Below are 20,613 nucleotides of genomic sequence, written 5' to 3'. Positions count from 1 at the left end.
GCGGCCGTCAGATATGCAGGATGAATTCGCGAACCAGCTTGCTGCCGAAATAGGCCAGCATCAGCAGGCAGAAACCGGCCAGCGTCCAGCGGATCGCTTTGTGGCCACGCCAGCCCAGGCGGGTGCGGCCCCACAGCAGCACGCTGAACACTACCCAGGCGACGCAGGCCAGCAAGGTCTTGTGCACCAGGTGCTGGGCGAACAGGTTGTCGAGGAACAGCCAGCCAGAAATCAGCGACAGCGACAGCAGGCACCAGCCGGCCCAGAGAAAGCCGAACAGCAGGCTTTCCATGGTTTGCAGCGGCGGGAAGTTGCGGATCAGGCCTGACGGGTGCTTGTTTTTCAGCTGGTGGTCCTGCAGCAACAGCAGCAACGACTGGAACACCGCGATGGTGAACAGGCCGTAGGCGAGGATCGACAGCAGGATGTGCGCAAGGATGCCGGGCTCTTCGTTGATCAGCGGCACGGTACCGGGGGGCGCGAACTGGGCCAGCAGCGCAGTGACCGCGCCCAGCGGGAACAGCAGCACCAGCAGGTTTTCTACCGGGATGCGCAGGCACGCCAGCAAGGTCAGGGTAATGACCGCAACGGCGATCAGGCTGGCGGCGCTGAAAAAGTCCAGGCTCAGGCCCAGCGGGGTGATCAGCTGGAAGAACAGGGCGCCGCCCTGGGCGATGACAGCCAGGGCGCCGAGCAGGCCCAGCAGCCGTTTGTCAGCTTTGCGGCCCTGGGCCAGGTGCGTGCCCTGGTAGAGGGTCGCAGCTATATAAAGGCCGGCGGCGATCAGGTTGGGGATGAGGCTGGGTGAGGAGAACATAAGTCCTGGTTGGCGAGCCTTAAAGAGACGGAGTTTGGCATAGAGAGCTGCAAGCTGGAAGCCGCAAGGTACAAGCAAAGGCGGATCCGCGAGGTGGCTGCATTTTCTTGCCGCTTGACGTTCGTAGCTTGCCGCTGGGAAGGCAAGGTGTGCGCCGCCGCCGCACTTCGCTATAATCGCCGCCTTGCTGTGCCCCGGGTGTGTGCATTTTCCCCCTGGGCGCCTGACAAACCTCGGCTTTTACTGGGCCTGAAAGGATCACCATGTTCGAAAACCTGACCGACCGCCTGTCACAGACGCTGCGCCATGTCACCGGCAAGGCCAAGCTGACTGAAGACAATATCAAGGACACGCTGCGCGAAGTGCGCATGGCGTTGCTCGAGGCCGACGTTGCCTTGCCGGTGGTCAAGGATTTCGTCAACAGCGTCAAGGAACGTGCGGTCGGTACCGAGGTGTCGCGCAGCCTGACCCCAGGCCAGGCCTTCGTGAAGATCGTCCAGGCCGAGCTCGAAAGCCTGATGGGTGCGGCCAACGAAGACCTCGCGCTGAACGCCGCGCCACCTGCCGTGGTGCTGATGGCCGGCTTGCAGGGTGCAGGTAAGACCACCACCGCCGGCAAGCTCGCGCGCTTCCTCAAGGAGCGCAAGAAGAAGAGCGTGATGGTGGTCTCGGCCGACGTCTACCGCCCGGCCGCGATCAAGCAGCTGGAAACCCTGGCCAACGACATCGGCGTAACTTTCTTCCCGTCCGATATCAGCCAGAAGCCGGTCGCCATCGCTGAAGCGGCGATTCGCGAAGCCAAGCTCAAATTCATCGACGTGGTCATCGTCGACACCGCCGGCCGTCTGCACATCGACGCCGACATGATGGACGAGATCAAGGCGCTGCATGCTGCGGTCAAGCCGGTCGAGACCCTGTTCGTGGTCGACGCCATGACCGGCCAGGACGCCGCCAACACCGCCAAGGCCTTTGGTGAAGCCCTGCCGCTGACCGGCGTGGTGCTGACCAAGGTTGACGGTGATGCCCGTGGCGGTGCCGCGTTGTCGGTACGTGCCATCACCGGCAAGCCGATCAAGTTCATCGGTATGGGTGAGAAGACCGAGGCCCTCGAGCCGTTCCACCCGGACCGCGTCGCCTCGCGCATCCTCGGCATGGGCGACGTGCTCAGCCTGATCGAGCAGGCCGAGCAGACCATCGACAAGGCCAAGGCTGACAAGCTGGCCAAGAAGCTGAAGAAGGGCAAGGGCTTCGACCTCGAAGACTTCCGCGACCAGCTGCAACAGATGAAAAACATGGGCGGCCTGGGCGGCCTGATGGACAAGCTGCCGAGCATCGGCGGGGTCAACCTGTCGCAGATGGGCAATGCCCAGGGCGCGGCCGAGAAGCAGTTCAAGCAGATGGAGGCGATCATCAACTCCATGACCCCGGCCGAGCGCCGCGATCCGGACCTGCTCAGCGGCTCGCGCAAGCGCCGCATCGCCATCGGCTCCGGCACCCAGGTGCAGGACGTCGGCCGGCTGATCAAGCAGCACAAGCAGATGCAGAAGATGATGAAGAAATTCTCTGCCAAGGGCGGCATGGCCAAGATGATGCGCGGCCTTGGCGGCATGATGCCAGGCGGCGGCATGCCGAAGCTGTAACCCCTATTCCGGGCGCTTGTCTTTTACCGGACGAGCGCTCAGAACCCCGCCGTGGCGGGGCAATGGCCGCGATAAGCGTGGCTTAACCGGCGAATCTGGACGGCATGGCGAGGCCTTGCCGAAAAAGTCATTTGCAAATGTCCGTGTATTCCCCGAGAATATGCGGCCTTTTGGGCACGCATGTGCCTATTTGGCTTTCAGATTTGCAGCACCGACTGCAGTACCAACTGCAGCACCGACTATAGGAACGATGTTCACATGGTAACCATTCGTCTGGCCCGTGGCGGCTCGAAAAAGCGCCCTTTCTACCACCTGACCGTGACCAACTCGCGTAACGCCCGTGACGGCCGTTTCGTTGAGCGCGTTGGCTTCTTCAACCCGATCGCATCGGGCGCCGAAGTCAAGCTGTCGGTCAACCAGGAACGCGTCACCTACTGGCTGAGCCAGGGCGCACAGCCGTCTGAGCGTGTTGCTCAGCTGCTGAAGGAAGCTGCCAAGGCCGCTGCCTAAGATATATGAACGCGACGCCAGAAAAGGCTGACGACCTCATCGTCGTTGGCAAGATTTTTTCGGTTCACGGCGTTCGCGGCGAGGTGAAGGTGTATTCCTTTACCGATCCGATTGAAAACCTGTTGGATTATCCACGCTGGACGCTCAAGCACGAAGGCAAGGTAAAACAGGTAGAGCTGGTCAGCGGTCGTGGCTCCCAAAAGGGCCTGGTCGTAAAACTGAAAGGCCTCGATGATCGCGATGAAGCCCGTCTTCTGAGTGGTTACGAGATCTGCATACCGCGGAGCCTTTTGCCCAACCTGCCCGTCGACGAGTACTACTGGTACCAGTTGCAGGGCTTGAAGGTCATCAACCAGGACGAACACCTGTTCGGCAAGGTCGATCACCTGTTGGAGACCGGTGCGAACGATGTAATGGTGGTCAAGCCGTGCGCAGGCAGCCTGGATGATCGCGAGCGTTTGTTGCCCTATACGGAGCAATGCGTGCTGGCAATCGACCTGGAAGCAGGCGTGATGCGGGTTGAATGGGACGCGGACTTCTAAACGATGGGTAACCTTCGCGTAGACGTCATCACGTTGTTCCCCGAGATGTTCTCGGCCATCACGGAGTACGGCATTACCAGCCGCGCGGTAAAACAGGGGTTGCTTCAGGTAACGTGCTGGAACCCGCGGGACTACACCACAGATCGCCACCATACCGTGGATGATCGGCCGTTTGGCGGTGGTCCGGGCATGGTGATGAAAATCAAGCCTCTGGAAGACGCCCTGGTTAGCGCCAGGCAAGCGACCGGAGCATCGGCAAAGGTGATCTACCTTTCGCCGCAAGGCCGCAAGCTGACTCAGCAAGCGGTCAAAGGCCTGGCCGAACAGGAATCGTTGATCCTGATCGCCGGTCGTTATGAAGGCATCGACGAGCGCTTTATTGAGGCTCATGTCGATGAGGAGTGGTCGATTGGCGACTATGTGCTTTCCGGTGGCGAGCTGCCGGCCATGGTACTGATCGATGCGGTTACGCGGCTGCTGCCCGGAGCTTTAGGGCATGTGGACTCGGCGGAGGAAGACTCTTTCACCGACGGTCTGCTCGATTGCCCGCACTACACCCGACCTGAGGTGTATGCGGATCAGCGTGTTCCCGACGTGTTGCTAAGTGGCAACCATGCACATATCCGGCGTTGGAGGATGAAGCAGTCCCTTGGTAGGACCTTCGAACGACGCGCCGATCTTCTGGAAAGTCGCTCGCTTTCTGGAGAAGAGAAGAAGCTGCTCGAGGAATACCTCCGCGAGCGGGACGATAGTTAAACGTATCGATGGTGGATCACGTATCCATCTTAGGAGCACAGCATGACCAACAAGATCATCCAGCAGCTCGAAGCCGAGCAGATGAGCAAGGAAATCCCAACCTTCGCACCGGGCGACACCATTATCGTCCAGGTTAAAGTGAAGGAAGGTGAGCGTTCCCGTCTGCAGGCGTTCGAAGGCGTCGTTATCGCCAAGCGTAACCGCGGTCTGAACAGCGCCTTCACCGTGCGCAAAATCTCCAGCGGCGTTGGCGTAGAGCGTACCTTCCAGACCTACAGCCCGCAGATCGACAGCCTGGCCGTGAAACGTCGTGGTGACGTGCGTAAAGCCAAGCTGTACTACCTGCGCGACCTGTCCGGCAAAGCCGCTCGCATCAAGGAAAAACTGTCCTGAGTGCAGTTTGACCGGTGGCCCAGGCCGCCTTGCGAGAAAAAAAGCAGCCTTCGGGCTGCTTTTTTGCGTTTTGAAACCCAAGCGATGTGACCCGACATGACAACCCGAGACCAGGAAATCCAGCGCCGCACCGAACTGTCGGTGACCCGCGTGACCAAGGCGGTATTCCCCAACACCACCAACCACCACAACACCCTGTTCGGCGGCACTGCGCTGGCCTGGATGGATGAAGTGTCGTTCATCGCGGCCACGCGCTTTTGCCGTTTGCCGCTGGTAACGGTGTCGACCGACCGTATTGACTTCAAGCACCCGATCCCGGCGGGCTCGATCGTCGAGCTGGTCGGCACGGTGATCAAGGTGGGCAACACCAGCCTGCAGGTGCAGGTGGATGTGTTCGTCGAGAACATGTACCTGGATGGCCGTGAACGGGCAATCCATGGCGTGTTCAGCTTTGTCGCCATCGACGAAGACAAGCGCCCGGTGCCGGTGCTGCCAGCAACCTGAGGTTCACCCTGGTGTGGTGGCCGTGCCCGCGACCGGCGCCGGTTCGACCAGCGCCACCAAGGTCCAGCCAGGTTGCGGGGTGAGCGGGTTGTCAGGGCTCGACACATGCACCCAGCCGTGGCTGTCACGGGCGAACAGCAGGTGCGCACGCTCGCCATGCAGTGCCTGGTAGTTGTCCCAGTCGAAACCTTCGGTCAGGGTGGTGCTGTACAGCTCGGCGCCGTGGTGCAAGCGATTGGCCAGTTGCTGGTAGGTCATCGGGCTTGAACCGAGCAAACGGCCGCGGTGTTCCTCACTGGCGCGGTGCTTGTCGCTGCGCTGTTTTTCCAGGCCGCTGGCCAGCACGAACAGGCGGCCATGGCCGAAATCGTGGCGAAAACGTGCGCAGGCCAAAGCGTTGATCTCACCTGCAGGGGACAGCCCCAGCAGATGGCCGAGGCCGACCAGGTCCAGGTGTGCATCGGCATGTTGCGAGGCCGGGTTGCCAAAGTAGGTCGGCAGCCCGTCCATGCGCGCGGCGCGGATGTTTTCCCAGCTCGAGTCAGTCAGCAGTACCCGGCAGCCCAATTGCTGAAGGGCTTTGCCGAGGGTGCGCGCGGGCCCGTTGGCGCCAACGATGAGAAAGCCGCTGGGGGCAGGCTCGGCCACCTTGAGCAGGCGCGCCAGGGGCCTGGCCGTGGCGCTTTGCAGCACAACGGTGCCGATGATCACGGCAAAGGTCAGCGGCACCAGCAGCAGTGCACCCTGATGGCCGGCTTCATGCAGGCGGATGGCGAAGATCGCCGAGACTGCCGCGGCAACGATACCGCGCGGTGCGATCCAGGCCAGCAAGGCCCGTTCACGCCAGTTCAGCCCCGAGCCCAGGGTGGACAGAAAGACGTTCAGCGGCCGCGCCAGCAGCTGGATCACCAGCAACAGCGCCAGCACCGCCGGGCCCAGGCCGATCAGGGCATGCAGGTCGAGGCGTGCGGCCAGCAGGATGAACAAGCCGGAGATCAGCAGCACGCTGAGGTTTTCCTTGAAGTGCAGGATTTGCCGCACATCCACCCCGCGCATGTTGGCCAGCCACATGCCCATCACCGTCACGGCCAGCAGCCCTGATTCGTGAACGATCTGGTTGGCGGCGATGAAGATGCCCAGCACTGCCGCCAGTGCAGCCAGGTTGTGCAGGTACTCTGGCAGCCACTGCTCACGCATGACCTGCCCCAACAACCAGCCGCCGGCCGCGCCCAGTGCGCTGCCACAGAAGATCACCCCGGCAAAGGTGGCCAGGCTCTGGCTCAGGCCATTGCCATCGGCACTCGCGATGATGAAGCTGTACACCACCACGGCGAGCAGGGCGCCAATCGGGTCGATGACGATGCCTTCCCAGCGCAGGATGTTGGCGATCGCCGCCTTCGGCCGCACCACGCGCAGCATAGGCACGATCACCGTCGGCCCTGTGACCAGGGTCAAGGTGCCGAACAGGATCGCCAGCGGCCAGTCGAACCCCAGCAGCCAGTGGGTCGCCAGGGCGATCACCAGCCAGGTCGACAGGGCGCCGATTGTGACCAGGCGGTGGACCACGCTGCCGATGTCGCGCCACTGCGACAAGTGCAACGTCAGGCTGCCCTCGAACAGGATCAGTGCCACGGCCAGCGACACCAAGGGCATCAGCAGTGGGCCGAACAGTGCCTGGGGGTCGAGCCAGCCGAGCAGCGGGCCGGCGGTGATGCCGGCCAGCAGCAGGAAGAGGATTGCCGGCAATTTCAGGCGCCACGCCAGCCACTGGCAGGCCAGGGCGGCGCCGCCGATGCCCGCGACGCTGAGCAGGATCTGCTGTTCGTTCATGCGGGCTCCCTATGCCAGCGTTGTTATGAAAGACTAAGCGTCATTTCGTCGTTTGCCACCGAGTTTTCATGCCCGCCCTCGACCACCCCCTGATTGACCAGTTTCTCGATGCCTTGTGGCTGGAAAAAGGCCTGTCCGACAACACCCGGGTTTCGTACCGCAGCGACCTGGCGCTGTTCAATGGCTGGCTGCAGGAGCAGGGCGTGGCCTTGCCCGACGCGGGGCGTGAGCTGATCCTCGATCACCTGGCCTGGCGCCTCGACCAAGCCTACAAGCCACGTTCTACAGCACGCTTTCTCTCTGGGCTGCGTGGATTCTTTCGTTACTTGCTGCGCGAAAAGCTGATCGCTGTCGACCCCACGTTGCAGGTCGAAATGCCACAGCTGGGCCGGCCGCTGCCCAAATCCTTGTCAGAAGCCGACGTCGAGGCACTGCTGCAGGCGCCGGACCTCGGCGAAGCCATCGGCCAGCGCGACCGCGCCATGCTCGAAGTCCTTTATGCCTGTGGCCTGCGCGTGACCGAACTGGTCAGCCTGACGCTCGATCAGGTCAACCTGCGCCAGGGCGTGTTGCGGGTGATGGGCAAGGGCAGCAAGGAGCGCCTGGTGCCGATGGGGGAAGAGGCGGTGGTATGGCTGGAACGCTACCTGCGCAATGGCCGCCCCGAGCTGCTGAATGGGCGCCCGAGCGATGTGCTGTTCCCCAGCCTGCGCGGCGAGCAGATGACCCGTCAGACCTTCTGGCACCGTATCAAGCACCAGGCACAGGTCGCCGGGATCGACAAATCGCTGTCGCCGCATACCCTGCGCCATGCCTTCGCGACCCACCTGCTCAACCACGGCGCCGACCTGCGCGTGGTACAAATGCTGCTGGGCCACAGCGACCTGTCGACCACGCAGATCTACACCCACGTGGCCAAAGCCCGTCTGCAGCAACTGCACGCCCAGCATCACCCGCGTGGATGAATGATTTTCATGTTCCGCCGACCGGTACTCGCAGACCCCTTCACGGCTAGCGTGTTGTGGTAGGCTTGGGCGGTTTGCACCAAGGGCCGCACGGTCGCCGCGTTTTTTCCGCAGGCGACGCCCTCCGGCCCCTGTCCGCCTTCAGGAGTTCCCATGCGCGTGACCCAAATTTTCGCCGCCGCCGCGTTGGCGCTGGCCAGTACCTTTGCCGTTGCCGCGGCAACCGACAGCAATGCCGGTGCCGAGCAGGCCATTCGCAAGTCGTTGCAGAACCTCGAACTGGAAGTCCCGGTAGAAAGCGTCGCCAGCAGCCCGCTCAATGGCCTGTATGAAGTCAAGCTGCAGGGCGGCCGCGTGCTGTACGCCAGTGCTGACGGCCAGTTCGTCATGCAGGGCTACCTGTACCAGATCCAGGACGGCAAGCCGGTCAACCTGACCGAGAAGACCGAGCGCCAAGGCGTTGCCAAGCTCATCAACGGCATTCCAGCCGCCGAGATGGTGGTTTATCCTGCCAAGGGCGAGACCAAGTCGCACATCACCGTGTTCACCGACACCACCTGCCCGTACTGCCACAAGCTGCACGCCGAAGTGCCGGAGCTCAACCGCCGCGGTATCGAAGTGCGCTATGTCGCCTTCCCGCGCCAGGGCCTCGGTTCGCCAGGTGATCAGCAGTTGCAGGCAGTCTGGTGCTCCAGCGACCGCCGTGCGGCGCTGGACAAGATGGTCGAGGGTAAGGAAATCAAGGCCGCCAAGTGCGCCAACCCGGTCAGCAAGCAGTTCCAGCTGGGCCAGTCGATCGGCGTCAACGGCACGCCGGCGATCGTCCTTGAAAGCGGCCAGGTGATCCCGGGCTACCAGCCGGCACCGCAAGTGGCCAAGTTGGCCCTGGCCGGCCAGCAGCAAGCAGCCAAGTAATCAATACAGTACGCCGTCGTCATGGGGTGACGGCATGTTTCACGGTCGGCGCAGGTGCCGGCCGTTCAATGGGGAGTTCACAGTGAAACCGGTCAAAGTAGGCATCTGTGGGTTGGGGACCGTCGGTGGCGGAACCTTCAATGTACTTCAGCGCAACGCCGAGGAGATTGCCCGCCGTGCCGGGCGCGGTATTGAAGTGGCACAGATTGCCATGCGCTCGCAGAACCCGAACTGCCAGATTACCGGTACCCCCATTACCGCTGATGTGTTCGACGTTGCGACCAACCCGGAAATCGACATCGTCATCGAGCTGATCGGTGGTTACACCATCGCCCGCGACCTGGTGCTCAAGGCCATCGAAAACGGCAAGCACGTGGTCACCGCGAACAAGGCGCTGATCGCCGTGCATGGCAATGAAATCTTTGCCAAGGCCCGCGAGAAGGGCGTTATCGTCGCCTTCGAAGCGGCGGTTGCCGGTGGCATCCCGGTGATCAAGGCGATCCGTGAAGGCCTGTCGGCCAACCGTATCAACTGGCTGGCCGGCATCATCAACGGCACCGGTAACTTCATCCTCACCGAAATGCGCGAAAAAGGCCGTGCCTTCCCGGACGTGCTGGCCGAAGCCCAGGCCCTGGGTTATGCCGAAGCTGACCCGACCTTCGACGTCGAGGGCATTGATGCGGCCCACAAGCTGACCATCCTGGCGTCCATCGCCTTTGGCATTCCGCTGCAGTTCGACAAGGCCTACACCGAAGGCATCACCCAGCTGACCACCGCTGACGTGAACTACGCCGAGGCCCTGGGCTACCGCATCAAGCACCTGGGCGTGGCACGTCGCACGGCTGAAGGCATCGAGCTGCGCGTGCACCCGACATTGATCCCGAGCGATCGCCTGATCGCCAACGTCAACGGCGTGATGAACGCGGTCATGGTCAACGGCGACGCCGCCGGTTCGACCCTGTACTACGGCGCAGGTGCCGGTATGGAGCCGACCGCTTCGTCGGTCGTCGCCGACCTGGTCGACGTGGTTCGCGCAATGACCTCCGACCCGGAAAACCGCGTGCCGCACCTGGCCTTCCAGCCAGACTCGCTGTCGGCGCACCCGATTCTGCCGATCGAAGCCTGTGAAAGCGCCTACTACCTGCGCATCCAGGCCAAGGATCACCCCGGTGTGCTGGCCCAGGTGGCCAGCATCCTCTCGGAGCGTGGCATCAACATCGAGTCGATCATGCAGAAGGAAGCCGAGGAACAGGACGGCCTGGTGCCGATGATCCTGCTGACCCATCGCGTGGTCGAGCAGGGCATCAACGACGCCATTGTCGCCCTGGAAGCCCTGCAGGATGTGGTCGGCAAGGTCGTGCGCATCCGCGTCGAACAGCTCAATTAACGAATCATGCCGTTGGGCTGCGCACGCGGCCCCGGCCTCAGTATCGAAGGTTTGCACCATGCGCTATATCAGCACCCGTGGCCAGGCACCGGCCCTGAATTTCGAAGATGTCCTGCTGGCTGGCCTGGCCAGCGACGGCGGCCTGTACGTCCCTGAAAACCTGCCGCGCTTCACCCAGGAAGAGATCGCTTCCTGGGCTGGCCTGCCGTATCACGAACTGGCCTTCCGCGTGATGCGCCCGTTCGTCGCCGGTAGCATCGCCGACGCCGACTTCAAGAAGATTCTCGAGGAAACCTACGGCGCGTTCGCACACGCCGCCGTGGCGCCGCTGCGCCAGTTGAACAGCAACGAGTGGGTGATGGAGCTGTTCCACGGCCCGACCCTGGCCTTCAAGGACTTTGCCCTGCAACTGCTCGGCCGCCTGCTCGACCACGTGCTGGTCAAGCGCGGCGAGCGCGTGGTGATCGTCGGTGCCACCAGCGGTGACACCGGCTCCGCTGCCATCGAAGGTTGCCGCCGCTGTGACAACGTCGACATCTTCATCCTGCACCCGCACCAGCGCGTGTCGGAAGTACAGCGTCGGCAGATGACCACCATCTTCGGCGACAACATCCACAACATCGCCATCGAAGGCAACTTCGACGACTGCCAGGAGATGGTCAAGGCCAGCTTCGCCGACCAGTCGTTCCTCAAGGGCACCCGCCTGGTGGCCGTCAACTCGATCAACTGGGCGCGGATCATGGCCCAGATCGTCTACTACTTCCACGCAGCCCTGCAGTTGGGCGGCCCAGCCCGCTCGGTGGCGTTCTCGGTGCCCACCGGCAACTTCGGCGACATCTTCGCCGGTTACCTGGCACGCAACATGGGCCTGCCGATCAGCCAGCTGGTGGTCGCCACCAACCGTAACGACATCCTGCACCGCTTCATGAGCGGCAACCAGTACGTCAAGGACACCCTGCACGCGACCCTGTCGCCGTCGATGGACATCATGGTGTCGTCCAACTTCGAGCGCCTGCTGTTCGACCTGCACGGCCGTAACGGTGCAGCCATTGCCGCGTTGATGGACAACTTCAAGCAGGGTGGCGGTTTCAGCGTTGACGAAGACCGCTGGACCGAAGCGCGCAAACTGTTCGACTCGCTGGCCGTCAGTGACGAGCAGACCTGCGAGACCATCGCCGAAGTGTTCGCCAGCACCGGCGAAGTACTCGACCCGCATACCGCGATCGGCGTCAAGGCCGCCCGCGAGTGCCGTCGCAGCCTGGACACGCCGATGGTGGTGCTGGGTACCGCGCATCCGGTCAAGTTCCCGGAAGCCGTGGAGAAGGCAGGTGTTGGCAAGGCGCTGGAATTGCCTGCACACCTGGCCGACCTGTTCAGCCGCGAAGAGCGCTGCACGGTGCTGGCCAATGACCTGAAGGCCGTTCAGGGCTTTGTCAGCCAGCATGGTAACCGCGGTAAGCCGCTTTAATTGCGGTGATATCAAGGGCCGCTTAGCGGCCCTTGATTGTCTGGTTTTCCATCTGATCTTTCGGATATTTCCTATTTAACCCTCTTGGGATGTTGCCTAGATTTGCCAGCCCTTCCTCCAGGAGTGGCTCATGTCCAGGCCTTATGTGCTGATTCACCAGGCACGCCCTTCCCATCAAATCCTCCTGCACCAGGCATTCAATGCCCAAGGCATCTTCAATGTGCGCATCACTGAAGAAGCCGCTGATCTGCACGCGTGCCTGAGCGCTGAGCGTTGCCCTGACTTGCTGATCCTCGATCACGCCATGCCCAAAAGGGCAGGGCTTGCGCTGTTGAAAAAACTGGCGGGTAGTCACGCCTTGCGCGCCTTGTTGTTTGTCGGTCAAGCCACACCCGAACAGCAGAACCTGGCCCTGGAGGCGAAGCGACGGGGGTTGTGGGTCGTCGCCGAGCTGCCGTGGCCACTGTCCATGACCAATCTGCAACACGCACTTCAGCGCCTGGGCGGGCGTATTCAAACTGTCACCTGCGCCCCGCATGCTCACTGAAACAGCCGCAGCGTTTCGAACTTTGTGCTGCGCTTGTTGGTCAGTTTCTCTATAGCCCACCACGCAGCGAGTGATCCGGATGGAAAGAATCTGCAGACTGCTGAACGAAGCCCTGACCCCCTACCAGACGCACCTGGGCGTTGCCGATGCCAGTGGCAACCGTCAATTGACCGTCTTTGACAGCCTTGAAGGCATCACCCTGCAGCGCACGGTGAGCCTGCGCCAGTTGCAGGAACAGCGCCTGCTCATTGACCTGGTGGATGGTTTGCACCGTGACCTGCAGATTGCAGAAGGCCGCTTGCAGCCCTGTGTGATTGCTGCCTTGCAACAGCGACAGCAAATGCCGGGAACCTTTGCCTGAATTGCTTATCAGACACAGTAAGGGCAGCTAGCCAGCGCATTGCTCCGGTGCTGGCAGGCTGTCACGGGAAGTCCCAAGGGACTTTCAATTAGCCCCGGGCGTCCTCCCCAGCGTTCCGGGGTTTCTTTTGTCTGCAGTACTAGGGTTGTTTGAAAAACTGCTTGCTCTGTTCCAGGTAGGTTGCCTGCAACTCAGGGTCCAGCCACCGGGCATATAGCCCTGGCAAGGTCTCTTGGCGTAGCGTGGGCAATAGCTGGTCGATATGCGCAACGGCCTCGCGACCCAGTGCCGAGTCTGAGCAACCCACATGCAGAAACTGATAGCGGTTCACGCCCCGAACCGGATGAAACTGGTAGTCACCCAGTGACCCGCCTTGCTGCTGGATCAGGTAACGCACTTCTGGCCAATACCCCATCACCATGTGCAGGCGCCCCAGTTGTTGCATCTGCAACTGGTTGGCGGTGGCATCGTTGCCGTAGTGGCGGCTGAGTGCCGAGTCTGGCAATTGGCGCAGGATCTCGTCGATCTGCGTGCCATAGCTGCGTTCGGCGACGATGCCGAGCTTCAACGGGGTGTGGCTCATCAGCCCGGGCAGGTCGACCTCGTTGTCGGTGAGAAACGGCGCCAGCAGTGCCTCACCTGCCTTGCGCACCACCAGCCCCCCGCTTAACACCCCCAGCGACGGTATGGAAAAGTGCACGTACTCGGCACGCTCCGGCGTCCACAGCAAGGTCGGGTCGCAGGTAAAAGTGTTCGGGTCCTGAAGCATCTGGATACCGCGGGCACGGTTTACCCGGACGATACTGTGATCGTATTCAGGCATCTGCTCGATCAGCAATGGCAGCAGGCGGTCAATGACCCCTTGGCCTTTCTCTGTCCCTTCAAAAATGGTGAAGGGCGGCAGGTCGCGAACCAGCCACAACAAGCGCTCCTTGGCCGCCGCGTGCGGCACGCCCAGTGCAGGCAGCAGCGCGCACAGCAAAAGCAGGGTGCGTAACCAGTGGGCAGCTCGCATCGGCGGCGGCAGGCGTCAGACCGCGCCTGCTTCGCGCAGGCCGGCGATGGCGGCCGCGTCGTAGCCCAGGGCGGTGAGCAGTGCGTCAGTGTGTTCGCCCAGCGCAGGGCCGACCCACTCGGTGGAGCCGGGTGTTTCCGAAAGCTTGGGTACGATGCCTGGCATCTTGAAGGGTTTGCCGTCTGGCAGGCGCGCCTGCAGGAACATTTCCCGCGCCAGGTATTGCGGGTCGTTGAACATGTCCTCGGCAGAATAGATGCGGCTTGCAGGTACTTCGGCGGTGGTGAGCACCAACATGAGCTGCTCCAGCGGCTGGCTGTTGGCCCAGCGGTCGATCACCCCATAGAGCTCGTCACGGCGCAGGTCGCGGCCATCGTTGGTGGCCAGTGACGGGTCATCGGCCAGGTCGGCGCGGCCTATGGCCTGCATGAAACGCTTGAAGATCGCATCGCCATTGGCGCCGATCTGCACATGCTTGCCATCGGCACTGGTGTGGATGGAGGAGGGCGTGATGCCGGGCATGATATTGCCGGTGCGTTCGCGGATGAAACCGAAGACGTCGAATTCCGGGACCATGCTTTCCATCATGGCAAAGATCGCCTCGTACAGTGCCACGTCCACCACTTGGCCCTGGCCGCCGTTGACCTCGCGGTGCCGCAACGCCATCAAGGCCCCAATCACCCCCCACAGCGCGGCAATCGAATCACCGATGGAGATGCCGGTGCGCACGGGCGGGCGGTCGTCGAAGCCGGTGATGTAGCGCAGGCCGCCCATGGACTCGCCCACTGCGCCAAAACCTGGCTGGTCTTTCATCGGCCCGGTCTGGCCGAAACCCGACAGGCGTACCATGACCAAGCGCGGGTTGAGCGCGTGCAGCACATCCCAGCCCAGGCCGAGCTTTTCCAGCACGCCGGGGCGGAAGTTCTCGATCAGGATATCGGCCTCGGCCAGCAGGCGCTTGAGGATCTCGCGGCCGTCCGGGTGCTTGAGGTTGAGGGTCAGTGACTGTTTGTTGCGTGCCTGCACGAACCACCACAGCGACGTGCCTTCGTACAGCTTGCGCCATTTGCGCAGCGGGTCGCCGCCGTCGGGGGACTCGACCTTGATCACCTCGGCACCGAACTCGGCACAGATGCGCGACGCGAACGGGCCAGCGATCAGGGTCCCGAGTTCGATGACTTTCAGGCCGGCGAGGGGTTTGCTGGGCGTAGACATGGGGCATCCGTGGCAACTGGGCAGAGCCGTGGTTTTATCATAGCTCTGAAGCGGCAGATACTGCCGCGGCGCAACGAGGGGCAGGATCGGTTAGACTGTGTGACTTTTCTTTGCGCAAGAAGCCCGTCGACCATGGCCCAGCCGTCCACTACCTACAAATTCGAACTGAATCTGACTGACCTCGATCGCAACGTCTACCAAAGCGTCAAGCAGACCATTGCCCGTCACCCTTCGGAAACCGAAGAGCGTATGGCCGTTCGTCTGTTGGCCTACGCACTCTGGTACAACGAGCAATTGTCGTTTGGTCGTGGTCTGTCGGATGTCGACGAACCGGCGTTGTGGGAAAAGAGCCTGGACGATCGCGTCCTGCACTGGATCGAAGTCGGCCAACCGGATGCCGACCGCTTGACCTGGTGCTCCCGTCGCACCGAGCGCACCAGCCTGCTGGCCTACGGTAGCCTGCGCGTGTGGGAGACCAAGGTGGTGCCTGCGGTCAAGGGCCTGAAGAACCTGAACATCGCTGCAGTGCCGCAGGAGGTGCTGGAAACCCTGGCCACCGACATGCCGCGCAGCATCAAGTGGGACGTGATGATCAGCGAAGGCACGGTGTTCGTCACCGATGACCGTGGCCAGCACGAAGTGCAGCTGGAGTGGCTGCTCGGTGAGCGTGGCTGACCTGACCCTTTCCTGATTGCCGAAGACCCCATGCGTATCGAACCTCGCCCCCTGCCGTCGACCTTGCCCTTGCTGGGTAACCTGCCACCCTTGTTGACCCGTCTGTATGCCGCCCGCGGCGTGCAGACCGAGGCCGAACTGGACAAAAGCCTGGCGCGGCTGTTGCCGTACCAGCAACTCAAAGGCATCGAGGCGGGGGTAGACCTGCTGGTCGAAGCCCTCGACCAGCGCCAGCGTATTCTTATCGTTGGCGACTTCGACGCCGACGGTGCCACTGCCAGCACCGTTGGCGTGCTGGGCCTGCGTTTGCTGGGTGCGGCCCACGTCGATTACCTGGTGCCCAACCGCTTCGAATTCGGCTATGGCCTGACGCCGGAGATCGTCGACGTCGCACTGCAGCGCCAGCCGCAGTTGCTGATCACCGTCGACAACGGCATCTCCAGTGTCGATGGCGTGGCGGCAGCCAAGGCGGCGGGGCTCAAAGTGCTGGTCACCGACCACCACTTGCCGGGTGAACAATTGCCCGACGCCGATGCGATCATCAACCCGAACCAGCCGGGCTGTGGCTTCCCAAGCAAGTCGTTGGCAGGTGTCGGGGTGATCTTCTATGTGCTCATGGCCTTGCGCGCACGCCTGCGCAGCCTGGGGCGCTACGACACGCAAGCACAGCCGAACATCGGCGAGCTGCTCGACCTGGTGGCGCTGGGCAGCGTCGCCGACGTGGTGCCGCTGGATGCCAACAACCGCATCCTGGTGCACCAGGGCCTTGAACGCATTCGTGCTGGCCGCGCTCGGCCGGGCCTCAAGGCGATTCTTGAGGTGGCCCGCCGTGATCACCGGCGCATCACCTCCACCGACCTGGGCTTCATTCTGGGCCCGCGCTTGAACGCGGCTGGGCGCTTGGACGACATGAGCCTGGGCATCGAATGCCTGCTGTGCGAAGACGCCGCCCTGGCCCAGGACATGGCCCAGCAGTTGGACGACCTCAACCAGGACCGCAAGTCTATCGAGCAGGGCATGCAGCGCGAGGCGCTGGCCCAGCTCAAGGACCTGCCCGTCGAATCGATGCCGTACGGCTTGTGCCTGTTCGATGCCGACTGGCACCAAGGCGTGATCGGGATCCTTGCCTCACGCTTGAAGGAACGTTATCACCGGCCGACCATCGCCTTTGCCGATGCCGGCGACGGCATGCTCAAGGGCTCGGCACGTTCGGTGCCGGGTTTTCACATCCGCGATGCGCTGGATGCGGTGGCGGCGCGCCATCCGCAGCTGATCAGCAAATTCGGCGGGCACGCCATGGCCGCCGGGTTGTCGTTGCCTGAAGGCAACTTCCCGGCATTCGCCGAGGCGTTTGACCAGGAAGTGCGGCGCCAGCTGCGCGAAGAAGACCTCACCGGCCGGCTTCTGTCGGATGGCAGCCTGGCCGTGGAAGAGTTTCACCTCGACCTGGCCAAGGCCCTGCGCCACGCCGGGCCATGGGGGCAGCACTTCCCAGAGCCGTTGTTCCATGGTGTGTTCCAGCTGGTCGAGCAGCGAGTGGTCGGCGAGCGGCACCTGAAAGTGGTGCTCAAGAGCGAATGTGGGTCGGTGAGGCTTGATGGCATTGCCTTCGGCGTCGACCGCGAGGTGTGGCCGAACCCTACCGTGCGTTGGGTGGAGCTGGCGTACAAGCTGGATGTGAACGAGTTTCGGGGTAATGAGAGCGTGCAGTTGATGATTGCCCATATGGAGCCGCGCTGACGGTTTCAAGGTGATTGGCTTGGGTGTTGTGGTGCGGCGGATATCGAGCGCCGCCCGCGCGGCGCTTCGCAGCACAAGGCTGCTCCTACATTTGTTTCGGGCCAGTCACTTCTGTGAGGTCACCTCTGTTCGCCTTGTCTGCCCCGTCGATATCGAAGGGGCATCGCTGTTTTTAATCAATCTCCAGCCATGCACCTAGGGTGCGTGCGCCTATGGCACAGGAATAATTGGCCCGAAACAGATGTGGGAGCAGCCTTGTGCTGCGAAGCGCCGCACGGGCGGCGCTCGATCTCATAGGCGCTGCAAACCTGTCGGCGTACACCTGGAGGCCTTGCCTCATCAAACCAAACACCCAGCATCCCACCCCAAATCCCATGGAAACTCCCCCCCACCCATTCTGGTCTAGTCTGAAGTTATGACCGGACCTGGGCCAGGGACGTGCAATTGAGTGTCCGGGCCGGATCACCATTGGAGTCCTTGGGAGGTGCCCTCATGAGCCTGCTGCTCGAGCCTTACACCCTGCGTAAACTGACGTTGCCCAACCGCATCGCGGTCTCGCCGATGTGCCAGTATTCCGCTGTCGATGGCTTGGCCAACGACTGGCATCTTGTCCATTTGGGTAGCCGCGCCGTCGGTGGCGCTGGGCTGGTGATCACTGAAGCCGTGGCGGTTACCGCCGATGGCCGTATTACCGCCGAAGACCTCGGCCTGTGGGACGACGTCCAGATCGCGCCGCTGCAACGCATTACCCGCTTCATTACCGCCCAGGGTGCTGTGCCGGGCATCCAGCTGGCCCACGCCGGGCGCAAGGCCAGCACCCATCGCCCGTGGCTGGGCAAGCATGGCAGCGTCAAGATCGAGGACGGTGGTTGGCAGCCGGTGGGGCCGTCGAGAATTGCCTTCGACCCTGAACACACAGCACCGCGTGAGTTAAGCAAGGACGAGATCCAGGAAGTTGTAGCCGCGTTCGTCAAAGCGACCGAACGGGCATTGGAAGCAGGCTTCAAAGTGGTCGAAATCCACGCAGCGCATGGCTACCTACTGCACCAGTTCCTCTCGCCCCTGAGCAACCAGCGCCGCGATGAATATGGCAGTTGTTTCGAAAACCGCATCCGCCTGACCCTGCAGGTAACTGAGGCAGTGCGCAAAATCTGGCCGCAGGAGCTGCCGCTGTTCGTGCGCGTTTCAGCGACCGACTGGGTAGAAGACGGCTGGAACCCTGACGAAACTGTCGAGTTGGCACGGCGCCTGCGCTCGCTAGGCGTCGACCTTATAGATGTTTCATCCGGCGGCACGTCGGTCAACGCCGAGATCCCGACCGGCCCCGGTTACCAGACCCGCTTCGCCGAGCGCGTGCGCAAAGAGTCGGAAATCGCCACCGGCACCGTGGGCATGATCACCGAGCCGGCCCAGGCCGAGCACATCCTGCGTACCGGCCAGGCCGACGTCATCTTCCTGGCCCGCGAACTGCTGCGCGACCCTTACTGGCCGCTGCATGCCGACGATGACCTGGGCGGCAACAAGGCCACCTGGCCGGCGCAGTATCAACGGGCTACCAGCCGGGCTAACCCGATTCATGAGTCGGATTTGCGGGATTAGACTGAGTGGTTTGCGGGTGTCTGGCTTTGGGTGTGAGGGGGTGCTGACATCGAGCGCCGCCCGCGCGGCGCTTCGCAGCACAAGGCTGCTCCTACATTTGTTTCGGGCCAGTCACGCCTGTGCCTGCGCGCGCGACCACCTTGTTTGTACGTCTCGATATCAAGGCGGGCGCCAAGGAGCCGCGCGCCCATGGCTCAGGGATAATTGGCCCGAAACAGATGTAGGAGCAGCCTTGTGCTGCGAAGCGCCGCGCGGGCGGCGCTCGATCTCGAGGCGCTACAAATCCACTGACAAGCCCCAACTCAATGCTTGATCATCACATGCCGCACACAGGTGTAGTCCTCCAGCCCATACACCGACATATCCTTCCCATACCCCGAATGCTTCTGCCCGCCATGGGGCATTTCGCTGACCAGCATGAAGTGGGTATTCACCCAGGTGCAGCCGTACTGCAAGCGCGCCGCCAGGCGATGGGCGCGGCCTGTGTCGCGGGTCCACACCGATGACGCCAGGCCGTAGTTGGAATCGTTGGCCCACGCCAGTGCCTGCGCCTCGTCGGTGAAGCGGGTCACCGAGACCACCGGGCCAAATACCTCGTTGCGCACGATCTCGTCATCCTGCAGAGCATCGGCCAGTACGGTTGGCTCGAAGAAGAAGCCGTCGCCCTCAATCGCCTTGCCACCGGTCACCAGGCGAATGTGCGGTTGGGCGATAGCCCGCTCCACAAGGCCTGCGACCTTGTCGCGGTGCTGGGCACTGATCAGTGGCCCCAGTTCCGTGTCCTCGGCGTCCTGCAGGCCGGGCTTGAGGCTGGCCACCGCTTCGCCCAGGCGTTGCACGAATGGCTCGTAGATGCCGTCCTGCACATACAGGCGGCAAGCCGCGGTGCAGTCTTGGCCGGCGTTGTAGAAGCCGAACGTGCGGATACCCTCGATGGCGGCGTCGATGTCGGCATCGTCGAACACCAGCACTGGTGCCTTGCCGCCCAGCTCCATGTGCATGCGCTTCACACTGTCGGCGGTGGCGCTGATGATGTGCGCGCCGGTGGGGATCGAACCGGTCAGCGACACCATGCGCACGTTCGGGTGGGTGACCAGCGGCGTGCCGACGGTTTGGCCACGGCCGAAGAGGATGTTGAGCACGCCAGGCGGCAGCAGGCCCTGCGCCAGTTCGCCCAGGCGCAGTGCGGTGAGCGGCGTCAGTTCGGACGGTTTGATGACTACGGTGTTGCCGGCTGCCAGGGCCGGCGCGACTTTCCAGGCCAGCATCATCAGCGGGTAGTTCCACGGCGCGATCGAGGCGACCACGCCCAGTGGGTCGCGGCGGATCATCGAGGTGTGCCCTGGCAAGTATTCGCCGGCAGCCGAGCCGCCCAGGCAGCGCGCCGCCCCGGCGAAAAAGCGGAACACGTCGGCAATCGCCGGGATTTCGTCATTCAGCGCAGCACTGAAGGGCTTGCCGCAGTTCTGCGATTCGAGCCGGGCCAGTTCCTCGCCATGCTGCTCGATGGTGTCGGCCAGCGCCAGCAATGCCAGGGAGCGGTCCTTGGGGCTGGCTTGTGACCAGCCCTCGAAGGCCTGGTCGGCGGCACGCACGGCGCTGTCGACCTGCGCTTCGCTGGCTTCGTTGATTTGCGCCAGGGCGCTGCCCGAGGCGGGGTTGAGCACGGTCCAGGCCGGCCCCTCGCCGGCGACCAGGTGACCGTTGATCAGCATCTGCGTTTGCATGGAAGAC

The 20,613-nt window shown here is 62.7% G+C and carries 20 protein-coding genes; 15 read left to right on the top strand and 5 right to left on the bottom strand.

Going from position 1 to position 20,613, the window contains the following annotated elements:
- Positions 1-7 precede the first annotated feature (7 nt).
- Positions 8-817, bottom strand: coding sequence for a cytochrome C assembly family protein (locus GIB19_RS05810; RefSeq protein WP_027595719.1), 810 nt, complete (start codon positions 815-817; stop codon positions 8-10).
- 263 nt (positions 818-1,080) lie between these two features.
- Here GIB19_RS05810 and ffh point away from each other — a divergent pair, with 263 nt between their 5' ends.
- From ffh to GIB19_RS05780, 6 genes are all read left to right on the top strand, one after another.
- Positions 1,081-2,457, top strand: coding sequence for a signal recognition particle protein (gene ffh / locus GIB19_RS05805; RefSeq protein WP_027595720.1), 1,377 nt, complete (start codon positions 1,081-1,083; stop codon positions 2,455-2,457).
- 258 nt (positions 2,458-2,715) lie between these two features.
- Positions 2,716-2,967: a 30S ribosomal protein S16 gene (gene rpsP / locus GIB19_RS05800; protein WP_011535318.1), complete on the top strand. Its 252-nt coding sequence runs from the start codon at positions 2,716-2,718 to the stop codon at positions 2,965-2,967.
- Between the two features lie 5 nt (positions 2,968-2,972).
- The gene (gene rimM / locus GIB19_RS05795; RefSeq protein ID WP_027595721.1) at positions 2,973-3,509 is read left to right on the top strand and encodes a ribosome maturation factor RimM; all 537 of its coding nucleotides are present in this window, start codon (positions 2,973-2,975) and stop codon (positions 3,507-3,509) included.
- Between the two features lie 3 nt (positions 3,510-3,512).
- Positions 3,513-4,265, top strand: coding sequence for a tRNA (guanosine(37)-N1)-methyltransferase TrmD (gene trmD, locus GIB19_RS05790; RefSeq protein ID WP_008094486.1), 753 nt, complete (start codon positions 3,513-3,515; stop codon positions 4,263-4,265).
- A gap of 42 nt (positions 4,266-4,307) precedes the next feature.
- A complete protein-coding gene (gene rplS, locus GIB19_RS05785) occupies positions 4,308-4,658 on the top strand; it encodes a 50S ribosomal protein L19 (protein ID WP_027595722.1) in 351 nt (116 codons plus the stop codon).
- 96 nt (positions 4,659-4,754) lie between these two features.
- Positions 4,755-5,162 carry an acyl-CoA thioesterase gene (locus GIB19_RS05780; protein WP_238216461.1) on the top strand — a complete coding sequence of 136 codons (408 nt, stop codon included), beginning with the start codon at positions 4,755-4,757 and terminating at the stop codon, positions 5,160-5,162.
- 3 nt (positions 5,163-5,165) lie between these two features.
- Here GIB19_RS05780 and GIB19_RS05775 read toward each other — a convergent pair whose 3' ends face one another.
- On the bottom strand, positions 5,166-6,992 hold the full coding sequence (locus GIB19_RS05775; protein ID WP_274884209.1) for a cation:proton antiporter: 1,827 nt from the start codon (positions 6,990-6,992) through the stop codon (positions 5,166-5,168).
- A gap of 68 nt (positions 6,993-7,060) precedes the next feature.
- On the opposite strand from GIB19_RS05775, the gene xerD reads away from it, so the two are divergent.
- The 6 genes from xerD (at position 7,061) to GIB19_RS05745 (ending at position 12,635) form a co-directional block, all read left to right on the top strand.
- Positions 7,061-7,957 (top strand): site-specific tyrosine recombinase XerD, encoded by an 897-nt coding sequence (xerD, locus tag GIB19_RS05770; protein ID WP_085272717.1) that lies wholly within the window; start codon positions 7,061-7,063, stop codon positions 7,955-7,957.
- A 153-nt stretch (positions 7,958-8,110) separates the two neighbouring features.
- Complete coding sequence (locus GIB19_RS05765) at positions 8,111-8,872, top strand: thioredoxin fold domain-containing protein (RefSeq protein WP_027595726.1); 762 nt, start codon at positions 8,111-8,113, stop codon at positions 8,870-8,872.
- An 82-nt stretch (positions 8,873-8,954) separates the two neighbouring features.
- Positions 8,955-10,259 carry a homoserine dehydrogenase gene (locus tag GIB19_RS05760; RefSeq protein WP_085272718.1) on the top strand — a complete coding sequence of 435 codons (1,305 nt, stop codon included), beginning with the start codon at positions 8,955-8,957 and terminating at the stop codon, positions 10,257-10,259.
- Positions 10,260-10,317: 58 nt separating this feature from the next.
- A complete protein-coding gene (thrC, locus tag GIB19_RS05755; RefSeq protein ID WP_027595728.1) occupies positions 10,318-11,727 on the top strand; it encodes a threonine synthase in 1,410 nt (469 codons plus the stop codon).
- A 130-nt stretch (positions 11,728-11,857) separates the two neighbouring features.
- Positions 11,858-12,274: a response regulator gene (locus GIB19_RS05750; RefSeq protein WP_238216455.1), complete on the top strand. Its 417-nt coding sequence runs from the start codon at positions 11,858-11,860 to the stop codon at positions 12,272-12,274.
- A gap of 79 nt (positions 12,275-12,353) precedes the next feature.
- Positions 12,354-12,635 (top strand): DUF3509 domain-containing protein, encoded by a 282-nt coding sequence (locus tag GIB19_RS05745; protein ID WP_027595730.1) that lies wholly within the window; start codon positions 12,354-12,356, stop codon positions 12,633-12,635.
- A 139-nt stretch (positions 12,636-12,774) separates the two neighbouring features.
- On the opposite strand, the gene GIB19_RS05740 is transcribed toward GIB19_RS05745, so the two are convergent.
- Together GIB19_RS05740 and GIB19_RS05735 are read right to left on the bottom strand one after the other, a co-directional pair.
- Positions 12,775-13,650, bottom strand: a complete 876-nt coding sequence (locus tag GIB19_RS05740; RefSeq protein ID WP_274884201.1) for a TIGR02285 family protein — start codon at positions 13,648-13,650, stop codon at positions 12,775-12,777.
- Positions 13,651-13,665: 15 nt separating this feature from the next.
- Positions 13,666-14,865 carry a CaiB/BaiF CoA transferase family protein gene (locus GIB19_RS05735; RefSeq protein WP_274884199.1) on the bottom strand — a complete coding sequence of 400 codons (1,200 nt, stop codon included), beginning with the start codon at positions 14,863-14,865 and terminating at the stop codon, positions 13,666-13,668.
- A gap of 132 nt (positions 14,866-14,997) precedes the next feature.
- On the opposite strand from GIB19_RS05735, the gene GIB19_RS05730 reads away from it, so the two are divergent.
- The 3 genes from GIB19_RS05730 to GIB19_RS05720 all read left to right on the top strand — a co-directional run bounded on the left by GIB19_RS05730 (position 14,998) and on the right by GIB19_RS05720 (position 18,879).
- Positions 14,998-15,540 carry a YaeQ family protein gene (locus GIB19_RS05730; RefSeq protein WP_027595733.1) on the top strand — a complete coding sequence of 181 codons (543 nt, stop codon included), beginning with the start codon at positions 14,998-15,000 and terminating at the stop codon, positions 15,538-15,540.
- Between the two features lie 30 nt (positions 15,541-15,570).
- The gene (gene recJ / locus GIB19_RS05725) at positions 15,571-17,280 is read left to right on the top strand and encodes a single-stranded-DNA-specific exonuclease RecJ (protein ID WP_274884198.1); all 1,710 of its coding nucleotides are present in this window, start codon (positions 15,571-15,573) and stop codon (positions 17,278-17,280) included.
- Positions 17,281-17,772: 492 nt separating this feature from the next.
- Entirely contained in the window at positions 17,773-18,879 is a 1,107-nt protein-coding gene (locus GIB19_RS05720; protein ID WP_274884197.1) for an NADH:flavin oxidoreductase/NADH oxidase, read from the top strand.
- A gap of 302 nt (positions 18,880-19,181) precedes the next feature.
- On the opposite strand, the gene GIB19_RS05715 is transcribed toward GIB19_RS05720, so the two are convergent.
- The gene (locus GIB19_RS05715; protein WP_085272723.1) at positions 19,182-20,606 is read right to left on the bottom strand and encodes a gamma-aminobutyraldehyde dehydrogenase; all 1,425 of its coding nucleotides are present in this window, start codon (positions 20,604-20,606) and stop codon (positions 19,182-19,184) included.
- Positions 20,607-20,613: the final 7 nt, after the last annotated feature.

The organism is Pseudomonas sp. ITEM 17296 (genome assembly GCF_028895205.1).
GTDB lineage: Bacteria > Pseudomonadota > Gammaproteobacteria > Pseudomonadales > Pseudomonadaceae > Aquipseudomonas > Aquipseudomonas kermanshahensis.
Note: the sequence above shows the minus strand (reverse complement) of the source record. Positions and strands in the feature narration are given on the sequence as shown.